The following is a 16,430-nucleotide window of genomic DNA, read 5'->3' on the forward strand; positions in this document are numbered from 1 at the left end:
AAGGCGAGAGTCGATGACTGATACCTATGAACTTGAGCGCTTCGTCATCGCACAAGATGCCGACTTCACTTTTGACAGGGCCACAAAGGAACTGCGCGCCGGGCGGAAGCAGTCAGATTGGATGTGGTTCATCTTCCCGCAAATGCGAGGGCTGGGCGGAAGCTCGTATGCAGAGCGCTACGGCATCGGTTCCATGGACGAGGCAGCCGCCTATCTGGCACACGACGTCCTCGGTCAGCGCCTGCATCGCTGTGCTCGACTGGTCATTCAGTCCGGGGCGGTCAACGCCAACACTCTGATGGGATACCCCGACGACCTGAAGTTGCGGTCATCGATGACCCTCTTTGCATCAGTCGCCGAGGACGACCAAGACTTCGTCGAGGTGCTGCGCCGGTACTACCGCGGCGAACGTGATCCCAAGACGCTGAGACTTCTGCACCCCGGGCCAACGTCCAAAACGGCTGAGCCGTCGCATTCGACGTCGCCGAGGGGCCGAAGACGGTATTGGCCGTTCCGCCGCGGCGCGAGCTGATACTCGTGGGGATCCGATCTTCGAGGCTGGCTGAAGGCTCGGGGGCGACGAACGGCTGACATCTTTATCCGCAGTTATTGGGGAGTCCGCACTTTCTGCGGTATGGTCAGACGTGTCCAGCCGGTACGAACGCATCCACATAGACCTCCAGCAAGCCGAGACTGCCGAATCCGCCGAACTAGCTCTACGACACCTACGGTCCGTGCTGGAGGAGGTGGGCCAACTGCTCGACGAGCAGCTAGCCCGCGCCGTGGTCGACGACGAAATGTCAATCGCAGCAGCGGGAAAGAGCGCCGGGCTCACCGAGAACGCTGTCGGTCCACGCTTGGCCAGCACACCCCGATTGAACCCGTACGTCACCAGCGGTGACCGGATCACCGCCGAAGACGTGAAACGCGCCCGAAACGACAAGCACGCCAGCAGTCCCCTCCCGCCGTCGCCTGCAGCTGAGCCGATGCGGTTCAGACCACGCCGAAACAGCAAGCCTCGCTGAGCAACTACCGAAGGGAAATGACCACTGTGTCGAACCTCAATCTCACTCTCGTCAACTTCCTACTCGACCGGTCCGGGTCGATGCAGTCGATCAAGTCCGACGTCGTCGGCGGCTTCGATGCCTTCCTGAGCGACCAGCGCGCGGGCGAAGGTGAATGCCGCGTCACCCTCGCACAGTTCGACAATGAGTACGAAGTCGTCTATCACGCCGTTCCTGTCGCTGATGTGCCTACCCTGGTGCTGCATCCACGCAACAGCACCGCACTGCTGGACTCGATGGGTCGGCTGATTACCGACACGGCGGCTGAAATCGCGGCGCTGCCAGAGGATGACAAACCCGGATCCGTGATCGTCGCGATCATGACGGACGGTTTGGAGAACGCAAGCCATGAGTGGAATCGGCCTGCCATCAAATCGCTCGTTGAGCAGCAGACCGCTGAATTCGGTTGGCAATTCCTGTACATGGGCGCCGATCAGGATGCCGTCGAGGTCGGCAAGGGTCTCGGTGTCCCCGCAGAGCAAGCTGTCACCTATGGCCGGGGCAAGTCGCGGGAGGCGATGGTCGCGATGTCTGAAAACGTGCGCGGGTACCGAACCGCAAAGATGGTCGATTCGGTAGCGGGAATGCCTGCGTTCACGGCTGAGCAGCGAGCCGATTTGTCCGACGAGTGAGTGAGCTCCGCCTACGCTTGGCAGCGATGGAGACAACAGAAGAGTCGCACGACTCGCTCATCTCGGCCCTGACTAAGGCGCGCATCCCATTGGCGAACCACGGCTACATACAACGCATTACAAACGCCATCGGAATCTCCGGATGCCTTGCTATTGATGCGTCAAGTCGGTACGTCTGCGCCTACAGACGGGACGGAAGCGGGGAACTCCGCATCTACTCGGGCTACACGGTCGGCTTCACCGAGGAAGAAGCGACACGTATAGGAGTTGGCGCAGATACCGTTCGACAGAGCAGTAAGAACAACGCCTGGTTTATCTCTCACCCCGAACACGGTCACCTCGACGAGCGAGGCAAGGTTGGCCGCAAGGTGACGAGAGAGGCCGCCTTCTGCGGTGGCTGCGGCCAGCAGCAGTCATTGACTGGCGTATGCGACAACTGCGACGAATAGCAGCACAACACAAAACACATCGTTGAGGTCGCGGCAGTTGGCCGCAGGCCGCTTTCCGGTGACGGCGGAGGCTAACCGCTGTTGACAAACGGGGGATACAAAAGCAAAGCGACGTCAGCAGAGCGCCTTTCGAAGCTGACGCACTCGCGATGCTAACGATTACAGCCAGGGTTGGTCACGGCGCAGCCAGCGGGATTATCTTGTCGCGATTGGGATCGATGTGTTGATGCGCCCAGTCGACGACCTCGTCCTCCTGAGTAAAGAGGATGACCTGATGCTCGGCGCTGAGCTCGCGGAGCAGTTCCATGACCGCGACCGTGCGCGTGTTGTCGGACTGCGTGGTGACGTCGTCGAAGATCAGCGGTGCGGTCTCGGCGCCACCGGAGAGCACTTGCGAAAGCGTTACGCGGAGCAGCAGGTAGATCTGTTCGGTCGTGCCTAGCGACAGCCGATCTGCTTGGCGCACTTGTCCAGTGGTCTCGGTCACCTGCATCGTGAGGTCGCTCGGATCGACGGTGACATCGTGGTATCGACCGTTGGTCACCCTGGGCAGCCAGGGACGCATCCTGTTCGCAAGAGCAGGCGCGATGGAGGCGTTGGCCCGCTCCTTGGCGTTCTTAAGTTCTAGGGTGGCCGCGTCCAAACAAGATGCCAGTGTCTCGACCTGTGCCACTGCCCGCTGTGCGTCTGCGTAGGCTTCGGCAGACTCAGCCACCGATCCGAGGTCGTTGCCGAGTGTCTGAATCTTGCCCTTGAGCTGTCCGTCGACACTGATCGCCCCGTCGTAGCGGTCCTTGGCCGCCGCGCCGAATGCGTTCAAATCTGGCGGCATTGGCACGTCCGGCTCTTCGCCAAGGTCCGCCAACTGCGTGGCGAGTTCGGACTTCATGTCGGACAGTTCGCGGCCGCCCAGCAGTTGTTCGAGCAGGGCGACATCCGTCTTCCGCTTGGCGAATGCTTCCCGCCGCGACTCCTGCTCGCGCGCCCACCGGCGAAGCTCGTCGACGGCGACCTCAAGTGGCTCGGCGTTCAGGCCGATGGTCGCTGCGAACTCGACGACGTCGCGACTCTGAGCTTCCCGAGCGGAGAGCGCCTGCCGGTGGCTCGCTTCGCGCTGCTGTCGCTGAGTGAGCGCCTCGAGGAGATCGGGACGACGAGCGGCCTGTTGCGCGGTCGCGGCACGCACCTTACAAGTGTCTACGTACTCAGCGAACATCCGATATGCCTGTGCCACAATGTCGTCCGTGACTTCGGCGTGCGCAGCCTGGCCGAGGAGTCGGGACAGAGTTCGGGCGCGATCGTCGCGTGCGGCTTGAAATTCTGCGGTACGTTCCGCGTGCCGTGTAGCCCCTTTCCGCGCCGTAACGGCGTCATCGATCGCCCGGGCGAACTCCTTCAGTTTTTGCGATTCGGGCTCGAGAGATTCGGCCAGCACCTGCGCTCGCGCGGCGCCGACGCGTTCCTGATGTTGGCGTAGCGCGACCTCCTGCGCCATCACTCCCGCCTGTAGTTCCTGTGCCGAAAGCGCGCCCAACAGGAAGTCGGACTGTCTGCGAACGGCGGAAATGAGCTGTTCGGCGGCCGATCGTTCGGCACTGTGGAGAAGGGCGAGTTCGACACCCTGTAAACCGTTTTGCACTGCGGCGTCGTAGTCGGCCTTCGCCTGCCGGTAGCCGGCGTCGGCCGCCTCGACCTCATGCTGCAGGGCTGCCAGTTGTGCCGCCCGCTCGTCCTTAGTCCGCTCGAATTCAGTCACGGCCGCTGCGTCGACTTCGGGCGGCGTCGACGCGAGAACGTCGGCGAGCGTGCGCAACTCGTCCGCGGAGAGTGTCGTAGTCGGAGAAGGAGCTACGTCGGGTGGCACGGCCTCCAGGTGGGTGCCCAGCACTGTCTCAGCCTTGACCAGTTCACTGTGGGCATTGACGATCTCTGGAGTTGGTTCGAGATCGCCTTCCGGCGCGTGGGGCAGCTCGTCTATTTGGGTCTGCAGATCGGCCGCCGTGGGGCCATCACTCAGTGGCACGACGTCAGCCCCGCCGTCGAACACGACGAGGACTTTCGTTGCGGCTGTCAGCTTCGCTTCATCGACGACCAGATCGGCCTCGCTTGTTTCGGCCAGCTTCGTTGACAGCTCGACGGCGTTCTCGACTCGGCCCCGCATCTCGTACACGTGCTGCCACTGCACCAGACGGTTGGACAGTTCGACCTTCGCCCGCGCCTCTGCGAGTACACCGGCAAGTTTCTGACGGTTGCCGATGGCTTCGAGTAGCTCGACAAGATCGTCTCTGCGTGCCTCTGCCAGCGCTCGCGAGGTGCCAAAAGCTGCGTGAGCGATCGCGAGCGGCTTCTTTCCATGTGCCACGCCCACCCATTCACGTCGCTGGTCCGTGAGCCAGGCCAACGCCGCGTCGGCCGTCGCATCGGCGGCCCCGGTTGACGCGGCCTTCTCCAGCAGCTCCTGCAGCGCGTTCGCGTCGTCGCGAACTCTGAGGATGTCGGCCTGACCGGTAAAGATGGTGGACCGTGCCGAGTGGCGGTTGAGGCCTAGGAGCTTGGTTCCGTCGAGGCTCGCGTCCGTGAGCAAGTCGGCGTCGGACACGACCTGTGCGGTCGAAGCGTCGACGATTTTCCATTCGCCCTTGGCCAGGTCCTGTTCAATCACCAGGGTGTTGCCGTCGTCGGTCCTGATGGCAAGCCCAACAGCCCATTTCGACCCAGACCACGGTTTGTGCCGGTTCTTGAAGTCGGTCTCGGCGGCGAAGCCCTTTCCCTTGTACTTCCGCCGACCGGCAAGACCCGTGTAGATGGCGTTGAACCAACTGGACTTACCCGCCTCGTTAGGCCCGTGCACGACGTTGAGTCCTGTTGCGAAGTCCAAGGCCTCGCCTCGGAACGGCCCGAATGCGGTTCCGATCACTTTGGTGATGTACACGTCTCAGGTTCCCTGAGCGGAGGCAGCGAGGGCGGCAAGCCCCAGCGCGGTTGTTTGATGCCGTTGCAAATCAGCGGTGTTCGCATACGCCATCGCGTGGAGGAACTCTCCTCTGGCACTGCGGTCCGCCGGGTCGAGTGATGCCGTTGCGAAATGGAGGGAATCGAGATCGAGCACCACCCCCGGCGGGAGGCTGTGTTCCGGGTCGCCGAAGCCCGGCAACAGCACCCCGGGTGCCAGCGTGCCGTGCAGTCGTAGTAGCAAGGGATTTCCCGGCATCAGCACTGCGTCGATGGCATCGGCGAGCGCGTCGGTGTCCAAGAGGTCCGTGACGTCGACGTCGACCAGGGATCCGGGTTGGCCGGTCAGATCGACTTGCCGGGCAGGCTCGTTCGGCGTCGCACTGTTGATCAGCAGGGCGGATCCTCCGGGTTCGCGTGGATCGTGGACGAGTTCGGGGACGGCCAGGACCCCGTCGTCGTCCGCCATCCCGGCGCGGACGAGAACACGCGGCCCCGTGGCGACGGGAACCCGCGGGGCGGAACCGCCTGGCGCCGTCCATGCGCTCACCCACAAAGTGGATGCAGCCGAACAGCTTTGGTAGTCGGAAGACGAGCAGATCGAGGTATTCGCGGCCCACTCTTGAGTGCTGTAAAGGCTGGTGCCGTCTATCCAGTCGGTCCTGCCGGGAACGATGACGACGTCGCCGCTGAACGTACCGAGTATCTGGGACGCGTAATCGACGGTGGCGGGTAGGGCAAACGAACGGTCGAAGAGGTCACCCGCAACCAGCAAGACACCCGCGTTCCGCCGATTCGCCTCTTCGACGACGAGCGCGAGGACGTGGCGTGACCAACCGCGCAAGGCGGACCCGAATTGGGTGCCGAGGCCAGTCCACGCGTGGTCGAGATGCACCCCGCTCACGATCATGATGTCCACGGCCTGATTCCTCCCCTTTGCTGTCTATCATGCGGGGTAGCCATCCCGGAAGATTGGAGACAGCGATGCCGGACGGGTTCGCTGACCTGACACCGGGAACGACGGTCGAGGGATTGGTCCTCGACGCGGTCGTCGAGATCGTCGAGATAACGCCTGCCGGATCGGCTGTGTTCGTCCGCTACCGGGACGACTTCGGCATCGAGGAATCACGACTCCTCTCCGCTGACGAGCTGAAGCAAGTTCGGCCGGTAGGTGGAGGAGGCCCAACACTTGCCGCCAATCCAGACGAGTTCTGGCTCGCGATCGAAGCTTTGCGCCTGCGGCACGCGTCCCTACTCAACCCGCTGCTCGCCGTGTCGTCGTCCAACGTCGAGGCTTTACCGCACCAGGTTCAAGCCGTCTACGACTGCATGCTCACCGACTATCCGAAGCGATTCTTGCTCGCCGACGATCCCGGTGCCGGAAAGACGATCATGGCAGGGCTTTTCATCAAGGAGGCACTTGCACGGGGCTGGGTCCGGCGGTGTCTCATCATGGTGCCCGGCAGTCTGGTCGAGCAGTGGCAGACCGAGCTGAGGGAGAAGTTTGCACTCCATTTCGAGGTCTTCGAAAGGTCGCTGCTGGGCGATTCGTCAGACGGGTCAGTGGCGGGCTTGCCGTTCCTGATCGCTCGTCTTGACCAGTTCAGCCGAAGCAAGGAACTCACGGCGCTGGCAGTCGACGGGCAGTACGACCTTGCGATCTTCGACGAGGCGCACAAACTAGCCGCGAGCGCCTGGGGTAGCACCATCACCAAAACGAAGCGATTCATGCTGGCCGAGGCGATCCGCGACGCGGTCCCGAGCACACTGCTCATGACGGCAACCCCACACAACGGCAAGGACGCGGACTACCGGGAGTTCCTCACCCTCCTGCGGTCGGTGGGTGAGCCCGCGGTCGAGGACCCGGCGAACGACGGCCTGATGCGTCGTCTGGTCAAGGAGCAGCTGGTCCACCTGGACGGATCGCCCCTATTCCCCGAGCGTCGCGCCAGCACCGTCCCATACCGGCTCAGCTCGATGGAGAGCGAGCTTTACGAGGCGGTGAGTGAGTACGTACGCGAGGAGATGAACAAGGTCTCCGACGACGACACCAGACGCAGCGTCGGATTCGCATTGGTTGTCCTCCAGCGTCGACTGGCGTCCTCTCCGCAGGCGATCCTGCGGTCGCTCACTCGACGACGCGACCGGCTCCGCGCACAGGCGAACCAGGCCCACGATGCCGACGGGAAACTCGCCGCCGACCTGGCCGCCACGCTGGCGCTTGGTAGCGACGATCCCGATGAGATGAGCAGTGTCCGGGCCGAGACCTACCAGGACGAGGTGGTCAATGTCGCGACGAACGCGCGCACGCTGGCGGAACTCGAGACGGAGATCCTGGTGCTCGATGGGCTCGTCGCGCGAGCCCAGGCGGTTTACGGTGCGCAGGTCGACGCGAAGTGGGAAGCGCTCGCCGAGCTCCTCATGAGCGAGGACATGTACGAGGCAGATGGACAGCGCCGCAAGATAATCGTCTTCTCGGAGAATCGCGACACACTCGACTACATCGAGGACCGTCTCGGCGAACTGCTTGCTAAAACCGTTGACGTCCAAGTCATCCACGGTGCGATGACGTGGCCGGATCGGCGCCGGTCACAGGCCAGATTCATCACGGAACCGAGCAGCTCTGTCCTGATCGCGACGGATGCGGCGGGCGAGGGCGTCAACCTGCAGGTGGCTCACCTGATGGTCAACTACGACGTCCCGTGGAACCCGAACCGACTCGAGCAGCGATTCGGGCGAATCCATCGCATCGGCCAACGGCACACCTGCCACTTGTGGAACTTGGTCGCGGCCGATACGCGAGAAGGTGACGTCTTCGTGAAACTGCTTGAGAAGGTCGAGGTGCAGCGTCTGGCGCTCGGTGATCAGGTGTTTGACGTGCTCGGAGAGGTGCTGACCGACATCAGCCTCAGTCAGTTGCTCACACGGGCGGTCGGCAGGGAGACGGACCACGGCGAGATCGAAGCGGAACTCGACACCGTGTCCGAACGTCTTGAATCGGCTGTCACGAAACGTGCCGCGTCGGTGAGCACGCTGACACTCGATGAACTAGCCGGGCTTCGCCGCGAGATGGAGATCGCGAAGGCGATGAGCTTCCAGCCCGACGTTGCGCGCGACTTCACGTTGCGTGCCGCGCCACTCTTCCATGTAGACATAGCAGAACAGGGTGACGCGTGGCGGGTTGCGTACGTTCCTACGAAGTTGCGTGAAGTATTCGGTTCATCGCTGATGACCCGCTACGACAGGGTGGCATTTGGATACCCCGACGACCAGATCTTCTCGACAGACCCGCCTGAGTTGATCGCGCCCGGCCACCCGCTAATGTCAGCGCTGGTCGGAGCTGTTGGCGATGAGCTCGGTTCCACGCTTAGCCAGGGAATCATTTTGTGCGACAACCAATCTAACCAGGATTACGTACTTGTCAGCGTGGTCGGCCCGACGGCGTTCGATACCCACGCCGTGTACGCCGGCGGTGATCGACAGAAGGTGAGCCCCGACCTCTACACCGGTCTCGAGGTCGACTCGGCACCGGCGGCGCACGAGGTCGTTGCCGCGGAAGCGGCGGTTGCGGCAACCACGACGAATGATGGTGAGATCGCCGCTGTGGCCTACGTTAGGGGAACGGCGAGCCCAGAGACTGCCGCGGCCTGGCGCACTATTCGCGAACAACTGCGTGACGAACTGACCGCAAAGAGCCTGGCACCGGTGCCGGCGTTACCGGGTCGAGGCTGGGATTTCACCACGGGGTATGCGGAGACCACCTTTTGGTCGGCTGTTCCACCCGGCGAGACGGAGCGACGCCGGGCCGAGCGGCAAACGGCTATGAATGCTGCCGTCCAATACCGCATTTGGCGCGGCCAACACTGAGCAGCGCTGCAGGTTTCAGGTTCCAGAGAACCTTTCTCCGAAAGCACGTAGCAGCCCCTTACTCAGCGCGTGATGGGCAAACGGTTCGCGGTACGCATTCAATCTGCAGCCGGCAATTTTTTGGCAATAGGGGCTGCAGGACGCATCCATGAGGAGCCAGCATCCACAAGCACGATCTGAACTCGCCGAAGCGTTGGACTACTTGTCGGAGCGTCGACTCTCGAGCCGGATGAGTCTGCCCAGGTCGTCTATCAGCCCCTCGCGATCACCGTTGTAGCTGTACGCCAATACGGTGCGCAAACTGACGGTGGCGCGACGGCTGGTGGCGTCGAAACCGTCTCCGTAATCGTGAAGAGTGACAACCACTTCGACTTCGTCGATGCCAGCTACGTCCACCCGACACACGATGCGGCCGCTATCATTTCGACGGGTTAGCGGATCACCGTCGTCGTCTTCCCAGTCGTCGAGAAGGTCATCCAAGAATTGTTCTGCCTCGCGATAACGGGACACATAGTTCGCCTCCGCCGCGGCCCTAGCCTTTGGCAGAGTCAACTCACCTCTCTTGCCATAGAGAAGTGTTGAGCCGATATCGTCGCGCGAGTCGTTGTCCCCACCCGAAACGTGATACCCGATTGTCTCGCCGTCGTGCCCGCACACTGGATAGATCGTGTATTTCCAATCGTCACCCTGTGCCTCCAAGAAGTCGTCGCCGTCGAGGTGGGCCGCGTCCCGATCCCAGATAAGTTGATGGGTGTTGCGCGCGGACGCTGGCGATTCCCCGACCGCAGCCCCGCCCGGTTCGAATGCAGGTACGTGTTCATTGCCGTCCGCTGTCACATAGTCCCCATCGCGATTTAGATGCAGTTGCGGCGAGACCAGTGCGAGCGCCCACCTGAACGTTAGCTAGAGACTACCGCTCTGGTCCGACAGGGCCACTGAAATATTGAGCCAACGCAGCTGCTCAGCGCCCGAGAGCCCGATATGTGGCTGCCAGCGGCTTGCAGTAGCGACCCTCGCTCTGTCGACCACTATGGCGCACTCTCCGTGTTCATTCGCTTTAATCGACAGGAGCGCGGACGGGCGAGCACCCGAAGGCTACCGAGGGGAACTCAAGATCGATACGACAACAACGGCTTACGGACGGCCCGCCATCAAACACCTGGGCGCTCAACTCTCAGCGCTCAAGGGCGAGGACCCACTCGCACCAGTCACCGTGGTTGTCAGATCGAATCACGTGTCCGTAGCGACCCGCCGGGCCTTGGCAGCGCGTCCAGGCGGCATCGCCAACGTCAATTTCCTGACCTTGCGTCGCCTCGCAGAACAGATCGCAGGTCCCAGTCTTGCCGAGGGCGATCGACGGCCGACATCCGCTTCCTTGATCGCCTCCGCGATTCGCGCAGTCCTGGGTGAGGAGCCCGGGATATTTGCTTCAGCCGCCGCCCACTCCGCGACCGAGCAAGCTCTCGCCAGTGCCTATCGCGAACTCAGGAAGGCGCCGGATTCAAGCCTTGACGCAGTCTCAGCGCGTTCCCCTCGCGCCGCCGACGTCGTACGCATTCAGCGGGCTGCCCGCGAAAGGCTCGTAGCTTACTGGTATGACGAAGAAGACCTTCTTAGCACGGCGTCCCGCCTTCTCGCATCCCGCGAAGCAACTCAGAACGATCCCGTCGTGATCCACCTGCTGTCATCATTCACAGTCGGTGAGGCGGCGTTGGTGAAAGCGCTCGCCGACGGAGGTCAACTCACGGTCAACGTCGGAATCACCGGGGTTCCCGACGTCGACGCAGCCACTGCCGCAGCATACGAGCTCGCGGGAATCCGCCTCCCACAACATGACCCGATCACTCCGCCGCTGACCACCCACATCATCAGCGCCAGCGACCCGGACGACGAGGTCCGGGCGGTCATCCAAGCAATCACAGGCTGGATGCAGGAGGGAGTCCGTCTCGGGACCATCGCGGTCCTCTACCCGACAGCGGATCCATACGCACGCCTGCTGCAGGAACAGCTTGATGGGGCGGGCATTGCGTTCAACGGCAGCCCGGTGCGCAACATCGGCGACATGCTGTACGGACGCACCATCCGGAATCTCCTGAAGTTGTCCGAGCGCGATTTCCGCCGGGCCGACGTGCTTGGGCTTCTTTCGGACGCACCGATCCTGAGCGACGGCGACCGTGTCCCCAGCCGCGCGTGGGAGAGGGTGTCGCGCGCTGCGGGCGTCGTCCACGGAAGCGATTGGGACGCCCAACTCCCGCGATGGGCCGTTGCACAGCGCGAGCTGGCCCACGCCGATTTTGCTGCCGGATTGGAGTGGCGCGCAAAGCACCGCCGAAGCGACGCCGACCACGCGGATGCACTGTCCGCCTTCATCATTGAGCTCCGACGCAATCTCGAAGGCCACGGTCCCGCGCAATCATGGACGGCGATGGTCGCCTGGCTCACGGACCTCGCCCAGAAGTACCTCGGCAGCGATCAACGCCGTTCGGCCTGGCCCGACGATGAGGTTGACGCTGCGCACCGTGTCGAGGAAGCGATTGACCGGCTTGCCGGATTGGACGCCCTGAGCGGCACCGCCCCAAGCATCGACCTGTTCCGACGGACGCTCGACAGTGAACTGTCAGTGGCCCTGCGCCGAGTGGGTCGGCCTGGCGACGGCGTTCTCATCGGCCACGTTTCAGTGGCCGCAGGGATGGTGTTCGATCGTGCGGCAATACTCGGCCTCTCGGAAGGCCGCTTTCCCCCGCGCAGGCTAGAGGATTCGCTGTTGCCCGATGCGGAGCGTGACGCAGCAGCGGGGCACCTGCAGTTGCGTGCGCATCGCGTGCTGGACGATCATCGCGACCTACTTGCCGCGATCGCGAGCGCCGACCGTGCCTTGCTCTCGTATCCTCGGGGTGACTTGCGGCGATCGATGGATCGACCTGCGTCGCGGTGGTTACTGGCCGACGCCGCGCGGCTAGCCGATGTCGACACCATCGAGTCTGGCCATCTGGTCGATCACGCCAGCGAACCGTGGTTCACTCACGTCGCATCCTTTGCAGGTGGATTAGCTGGCGCCCAGTCGTATTCGAGCATTCAGCAGCTTCGTCTCGCCGCGATCGCACGGCGCTCCCCCGACCATCCACTCCTGAGCGGGGACGCACGAACGCAAGTCGGTTTGCAGGTAGTACGGGCACGACGAAGCAGCGAGTTCACCCGGTTCGACGGCAATCTTGACGGTGTCGCAGCCGAAATCGGCCTACCCGAACATATCTCGACGTCGAGGCTGGAGGCATGGGCGAAGTGTCCACGGTCCTATCTGTTCGGTCATGTACTCGGAGTCGAACGCGTCGAAGAACCCGAACGACGCTTCGAAATCGACCCGCTCACCCGCGGTTCGATCGTCCACAAGATTCTCGAGGAGTTCATTCTTGAGGCCATTGGATCAGGTCATCCATTGGATACGTGGACCCAGGACGACCACACCCGTCTACATGAGATTGCCGCCCTCCAGTTCGATCGCGCGGAGCAAGAGGGCAACACCGGCCGCGCGATCCTCTGGCGCGCCGAACGAATCCGCCTCGCGAACGACCTCGACCGCCTGCTCGACTCCGACGCGCAGCGGCTCGCCGAAGGACTCCGCCCCATAGCGGCCGAGATGGCGTTCGACGACCTAGGAATTGAGCTTCCCGGCGGTCACACCATCCGGATGCGAGGCTCGATCGACCGCGTCGATCGCGGCGCTGACGGGTCACTAGCTGTCATCGACTACAAGACGGGAAGTGTGGGCTCGTACAACAACCTGAGTGAATCAAACCCGCATCACCACGGTCGACGACTTCAACTCTTCGTGTATTCGCAAGCAGCACAGGCTAGATTCCCCGGGGCGCCCGAGGTGCGCGCCGACTACTGGTTCACCAGAGACGACAAGCACAGGGGCTACCCGATCACCGACCGCGTGCGTGAACTTGTGACGGGAGCCATCGATACGATTGCAACCGGCATCGGCTCGGGCGTCTTCCCTGCGCATCCGTCGGATCAACCAACCTGGGGTTGGGTCGACTGTTGGTTCTGCACCCCCGACGGTCAGAGCGACCAACACGTGCGACGCGAATGGGAGAGGAAGAAGGACTATCCCGCGCTGGCCGGATACGTCGCACTCATCGACGCGGAAGACGACGATGACGTCGACTGAGCTCGAAACAGACCAGGCGGCACGTGATGCCGTCGCCAACGACCTGGACAGCACCCTCTTCCTAGAGGCCGGCGCCGGCTCGGGCAAGACCTCCTGCCTGGTTGGCCGATTCATCGCCCTTGTCGAATCCGGCATTCCCGCAGACCACATCGCCGCGATCACCTTCACCGAAAAGGCCGCCGCTGAATTGGTCGATCGCATCCGAACGGAGCTTCGCCGTCGTGCTCCGGACAACGAGGCCTGCCGCGACGCGCTGCTGGCGCTCGACAGCGCTGCAATCGGCACCCTGCACGCCTTCGCACAGCGGATACTCACCGAACACGCGATCGAGGCGGGGCTACCTCCGCGGTTCATAGTCCACGACGAGATCGCCTCGCAGGTGGCCTTCGAAACACGCTGGGAGCTGTTTGCCGACGGACTGCTCAACGATCAAAGTCTCGAGATGCCACTCCGGCTCCTGTTCGCGAGTGGCGGCAAGCCCAAGCACCTTCGCGACGTCGCCGTGGCCTTCAACGCCAACTGGGACCTAGTCGTCGATCGCATCGACGTCGCGCCACCGGCCGTCCCCTCGGTGGACGTGCGCGACCTACTGACGGATCTCAAAGCCGTCATCGACCTCGCCGAGCATTGCACCGACGAAGATGACTTTCTGTTTCGTCACCTCACCGATGTGGTCACGGACTTCGAGGCGCGGCTGCGCGCAGCCATCGACGATGACGGTCGCGTGAAACTGCTCGACGTACCAAAGCTCAAATCAAAACGCGGCCAAGCGAAGAACTGGACGAGCATCGGCGTGGGCGTTGTCCGCGGCCGACTCAGTGACCTTCAAGATGCTTGCGCGGCTTTGCGCTCTGAGATTCTCGAAAGCGTGCTTCAGCGACTCGCGACGTCGCTCGCTCAGTTTACCGCCGAAAGTGCGACGGCACGACGAGAGGCTGGCGAACTCGAGTTTCACGACCTCCTTGTGCTTGCTCGAAACATGCTCCGGAGCGACGTCACGGGGCCGGACGTGCGACGCGCGCTCGCACAGCGGTATGAACGACTACTGCTCGACGAATTCCAAGACACCGACCCGGTACAAATCGAGATCGCGGTGCTCATCGCATCGGACGATCAGGAAGCGGGTCAGAAGCACTGGTCTGCGATCCGGACGGAGCCCGGGCGCATCTTCTTCGTCGGAGATCCCAAACAGTCGATCTATCGGTTCCGGCGAGCGGACATTGGCATGTTCATGACCGCTCGGGACGAACTGGTGGGTGCGTCTCTACAACTCAGCCGAAATTTCCGCACTGGGGAACCCATCATCGACTGGGTCAATGCAACATTCGCCAAGCTCATTGTCGGCGACGGGAATTCACAGCCCGAGTATCAAGCGCTCCTGGCCGAGCGCGGGCGCCCCGAGATTGGGCCACCGGTTGCGTTCATTGGCCGCGAACACGATCGCCGACTGCCGGCCGACGAGCTCCGAAGTCAAGAGGCCGCCGACGTATCTGCGGCCATTCGGCAGGCGATTGGTGAAGCTTGGTCCGTCGCGGATCGGACATCCGCGCGCGTCGACTCTTGGCGCCCGGCGCGTTGGAGCGATATCGCTGTCCTCCTGCCAGCACGCACGTCACTGCCCTTCCTGGAACGCGCGCTCGATGAGACGCACATCCCCTTCCGCGCCGAAACCTCCTCGTTGGTGTACGGAACTCGCGAGATTCGCGAGCTGATGCTGGTGGTTCGCGCCGTGGACGACCCCACCGATTCCCTCGCCGTCGTGAGCGCCTTGCGGACAACCGCTTTCGGATGCGGGGACGATGATCTATTCGTCTGGAAGAAGCGCTATCGCGGCAGCTGGGATCACCAGGCAGCAATACCCGAAGAGGCGCCCGTTGCCCACCCCGTTGCACAAGGCATCGCATGGTTGAGCGGCATTCATCGAGAACGCCAGTGGTTGTCGCCCAGCCAAGTACTCGACCGGATATTGCGCGAAAGGCGGTTCTACGAACTCGCCGCAGCAGAACGGCGGCCTCGCGACCTGTGGCGCAGACTCCGCTTCGTCGTCGACCAGTGCCGCGCATGGGAGGAAGCTGGCGGCAGCACGTTGCGTGAATACCTCCAGTGGGCCGAAGGCCAATCCGGGGAAGGAACGAGAGTGGTCGAAACCGTACTTCCCGAGACCGACGACGACGCAGTCCGCATTCTCACCATTCACGGCGCGAAGGGCCTCGAGTTCCCTATCGTGATTCTCTCGGGCCTGACGACACAGATGAACCCCCAACCGCGGGGCGTCGAGGTCAGGTTTCCTGAGTCAGCGGGTTGGGCCGTCAAGCTTTCGAAACGGTTGTCCACCATGGATTTCGAAGACACACAACCGGTCGAAGAGCAAATGGACCACCATGAACGGCTCAGGCTGCTGTACGTCGCGTCCACCCGTGCTCGCGACCACCTAGTGATATCTGCTCATCGCAAGGAACGGGGCACCCGCACCACCCTGACTTCAGCCGAAGTTCTCCACGACGCGGGATGGGATCTTGCGCTGGCCAACGAACTCGACCTGGTAGGCGAGCCACCGCGACTGCCTCGAGAGCCCGAAGGCGGCTCCGAGCTTAGGGACCTACCGACTCTCGATGGATGGCAGGCCGTACACGATGCTGCGTTGACGAGTGCGTCACGTCCGTTGGCGACGTCCGCCACCAGGCTGGCTAGAGCGAGGGCCGCGGAGAAGGCCCTCGACCCTGCCGCGGGTAAGACCGCCGTGGGCGATCCAGGCCTCGCCAAGGGTGCGCGTGACATAGACCTGCCACCCTGGCAGAAGGGTCGCTACGGCAGTGCGATTGGGCGTGCCGTTCATGGGGTGCTGCAGACCGTAGACCTTGCAACTGGCACCGGCCTCACCGCGGCCTGCGCAGCGCAAGCCGCCGCAGAGGGTGTCCTCGGGAAAGAGGACGTCATCAGAGCGCTCGCGCAGGCTGCACTGGATTCGGAAGTCATAAAGCTTGCTGCCACGCAACGCCATTGGCGCGAGGTCTACGTCGGAGTGCCCTGGGGAGTTGGAGTTCTCGAGGGGTACATCGACCTGCTCTATGAGGACGGTGGAGGTTTGGTGGTGGTCGACTACAAGACGGATGCATGGCGCACTGAGACCGAGCTCGATGCGAAGGTCGAGCTCTACAGTGTTCAGCTGCAGGCCTACGCTGACGCCGTTCGCACATCCGTCGACCGTGAAGTCGCTGGGGCACTGCTGCTGTTCCTAAGGCCCGGAGTGGCCGTAGCCAGACCGGTCAGCGTCGCAGCAGGCCTTTCGTGA

At 62.9% G+C, this 16,430-nt stretch carries 9 protein-coding genes and 1 pseudogene; 7 read left to right on the forward strand and 3 right to left on the reverse strand.

Features of this window, described 5'->3' with window-relative positions; translation table 11 throughout:
* Positions 1-13: 13 nt before the first annotated feature.
* From ASD37_RS08705 to ASD37_RS08720, 4 genes and pseudogenes are all read left to right on the forward strand, one after another.
* A pseudogene (locus tag ASD37_RS08705) lies at positions 14-436 on the forward strand (DUF1810 domain-containing protein); the annotation flags it as partial.
* A 208-nt stretch (positions 437-644) separates the two neighbouring features.
* A complete protein-coding gene (locus tag ASD37_RS08710) occupies positions 645-1,025 on the forward strand; it encodes a hypothetical protein (RefSeq protein ID WP_056550580.1) in 381 nt (126 codons plus the stop codon).
* 26 nt (positions 1,026-1,051) lie between these two features.
* Positions 1,052-1,696, forward strand: a complete 645-nt coding sequence (locus ASD37_RS08715; RefSeq protein WP_056551005.1) for a vWA domain-containing protein — start codon at positions 1,052-1,054, stop codon at positions 1,694-1,696.
* A gap of 26 nt (positions 1,697-1,722) precedes the next feature.
* Positions 1,723-2,145, forward strand: coding sequence for a hypothetical protein (locus tag ASD37_RS08720; RefSeq protein WP_156720805.1), 423 nt, complete (start codon positions 1,723-1,725; stop codon positions 2,143-2,145).
* 175 nt (positions 2,146-2,320) lie between these two features.
* On the opposite strand, the gene ASD37_RS08725 is transcribed toward ASD37_RS08720, so the two are convergent.
* Together ASD37_RS08725 and ASD37_RS08730 are read right to left on the reverse strand one after the other, a co-directional pair.
* Positions 2,321-5,077, reverse strand: a complete 2,757-nt coding sequence (locus tag ASD37_RS08725) for an AAA family ATPase (protein ID WP_056550582.1) — start codon at positions 5,075-5,077, stop codon at positions 2,321-2,323.
* A gap of 3 nt (positions 5,078-5,080) precedes the next feature.
* Positions 5,081-6,007 (reverse strand): hypothetical protein, encoded by a 927-nt coding sequence (locus tag ASD37_RS08730; RefSeq protein WP_235568063.1) that lies wholly within the window; start codon positions 6,005-6,007, stop codon positions 5,081-5,083.
* 74 nt (positions 6,008-6,081) lie between these two features.
* Here ASD37_RS08730 and ASD37_RS08735 point away from each other — a divergent pair, with 74 nt between their 5' ends.
* Complete coding sequence (locus ASD37_RS08735; RefSeq protein WP_056550584.1) at positions 6,082-8,964, forward strand: DEAD/DEAH box helicase; 2,883 nt, start codon at positions 6,082-6,084, stop codon at positions 8,962-8,964.
* Positions 8,965-9,162: 198 nt separating this feature from the next.
* On the opposite strand, the gene ASD37_RS08740 is transcribed toward ASD37_RS08735, so the two are convergent.
* Positions 9,163-9,801 carry a hypothetical protein gene (locus ASD37_RS08740; RefSeq protein ID WP_056550585.1) on the reverse strand — a complete coding sequence of 213 codons (639 nt, stop codon included), beginning with the start codon at positions 9,799-9,801 and terminating at the stop codon, positions 9,163-9,165.
* Positions 9,802-10,198: 397 nt separating this feature from the next.
* On the opposite strand from ASD37_RS08740, the gene ASD37_RS08745 reads away from it, so the two are divergent.
* Both ASD37_RS08745 and ASD37_RS08750 read left to right on the forward strand, forming a co-directional pair.
* Positions 10,199-13,138: a PD-(D/E)XK nuclease family protein gene (locus ASD37_RS08745; RefSeq protein WP_162253250.1), complete on the forward strand. Its 2,940-nt coding sequence runs from the start codon at positions 10,199-10,201 to the stop codon at positions 13,136-13,138.
* Positions 13,125-16,430, forward strand: a complete 3,306-nt coding sequence (locus ASD37_RS08750) for an exodeoxyribonuclease V subunit beta (RefSeq protein WP_056550587.1) — start codon at positions 13,125-13,127, stop codon at positions 16,428-16,430. Before ASD37_RS08745 ends, ASD37_RS08750 begins: the two co-directional genes overlap by 14 nt.

The sequence above is a fragment of the Mycobacterium sp. Root135 genome, assembly GCF_001426545.1.
Classification (GTDB): domain Bacteria; phylum Actinomycetota; class Actinomycetes; order Mycobacteriales; family Mycobacteriaceae; genus Mycobacterium.

Excerpts from the sequence above, each read along its gene's own strand:
- ASD37_RS08720 (WP_156720805.1), top strand. The coding sequence starts at position 1,723 with ATGGAGACAACAGAAGAGTCGCACGACTCGCTCATCTCGGCCCTGACT.
- ASD37_RS08730 (WP_235568063.1), bottom strand. The coding sequence starts at position 6,007 with ATGATCGTGAGCGGGGTGCATCTCGACCACGCGTGGACTGGCCTCGGC.
- ASD37_RS08735 (WP_056550584.1), top strand. The coding sequence starts at position 6,082 with ATGCCGGACGGGTTCGCTGACCTGACACCGGGAACGACGGTCGAGGGA.
- ASD37_RS08750 (WP_056550587.1), top strand. The coding sequence starts at position 13,125 with ATGACGTCGACTGAGCTCGAAACAGACCAGGCGGCACGTGATGCCGTC.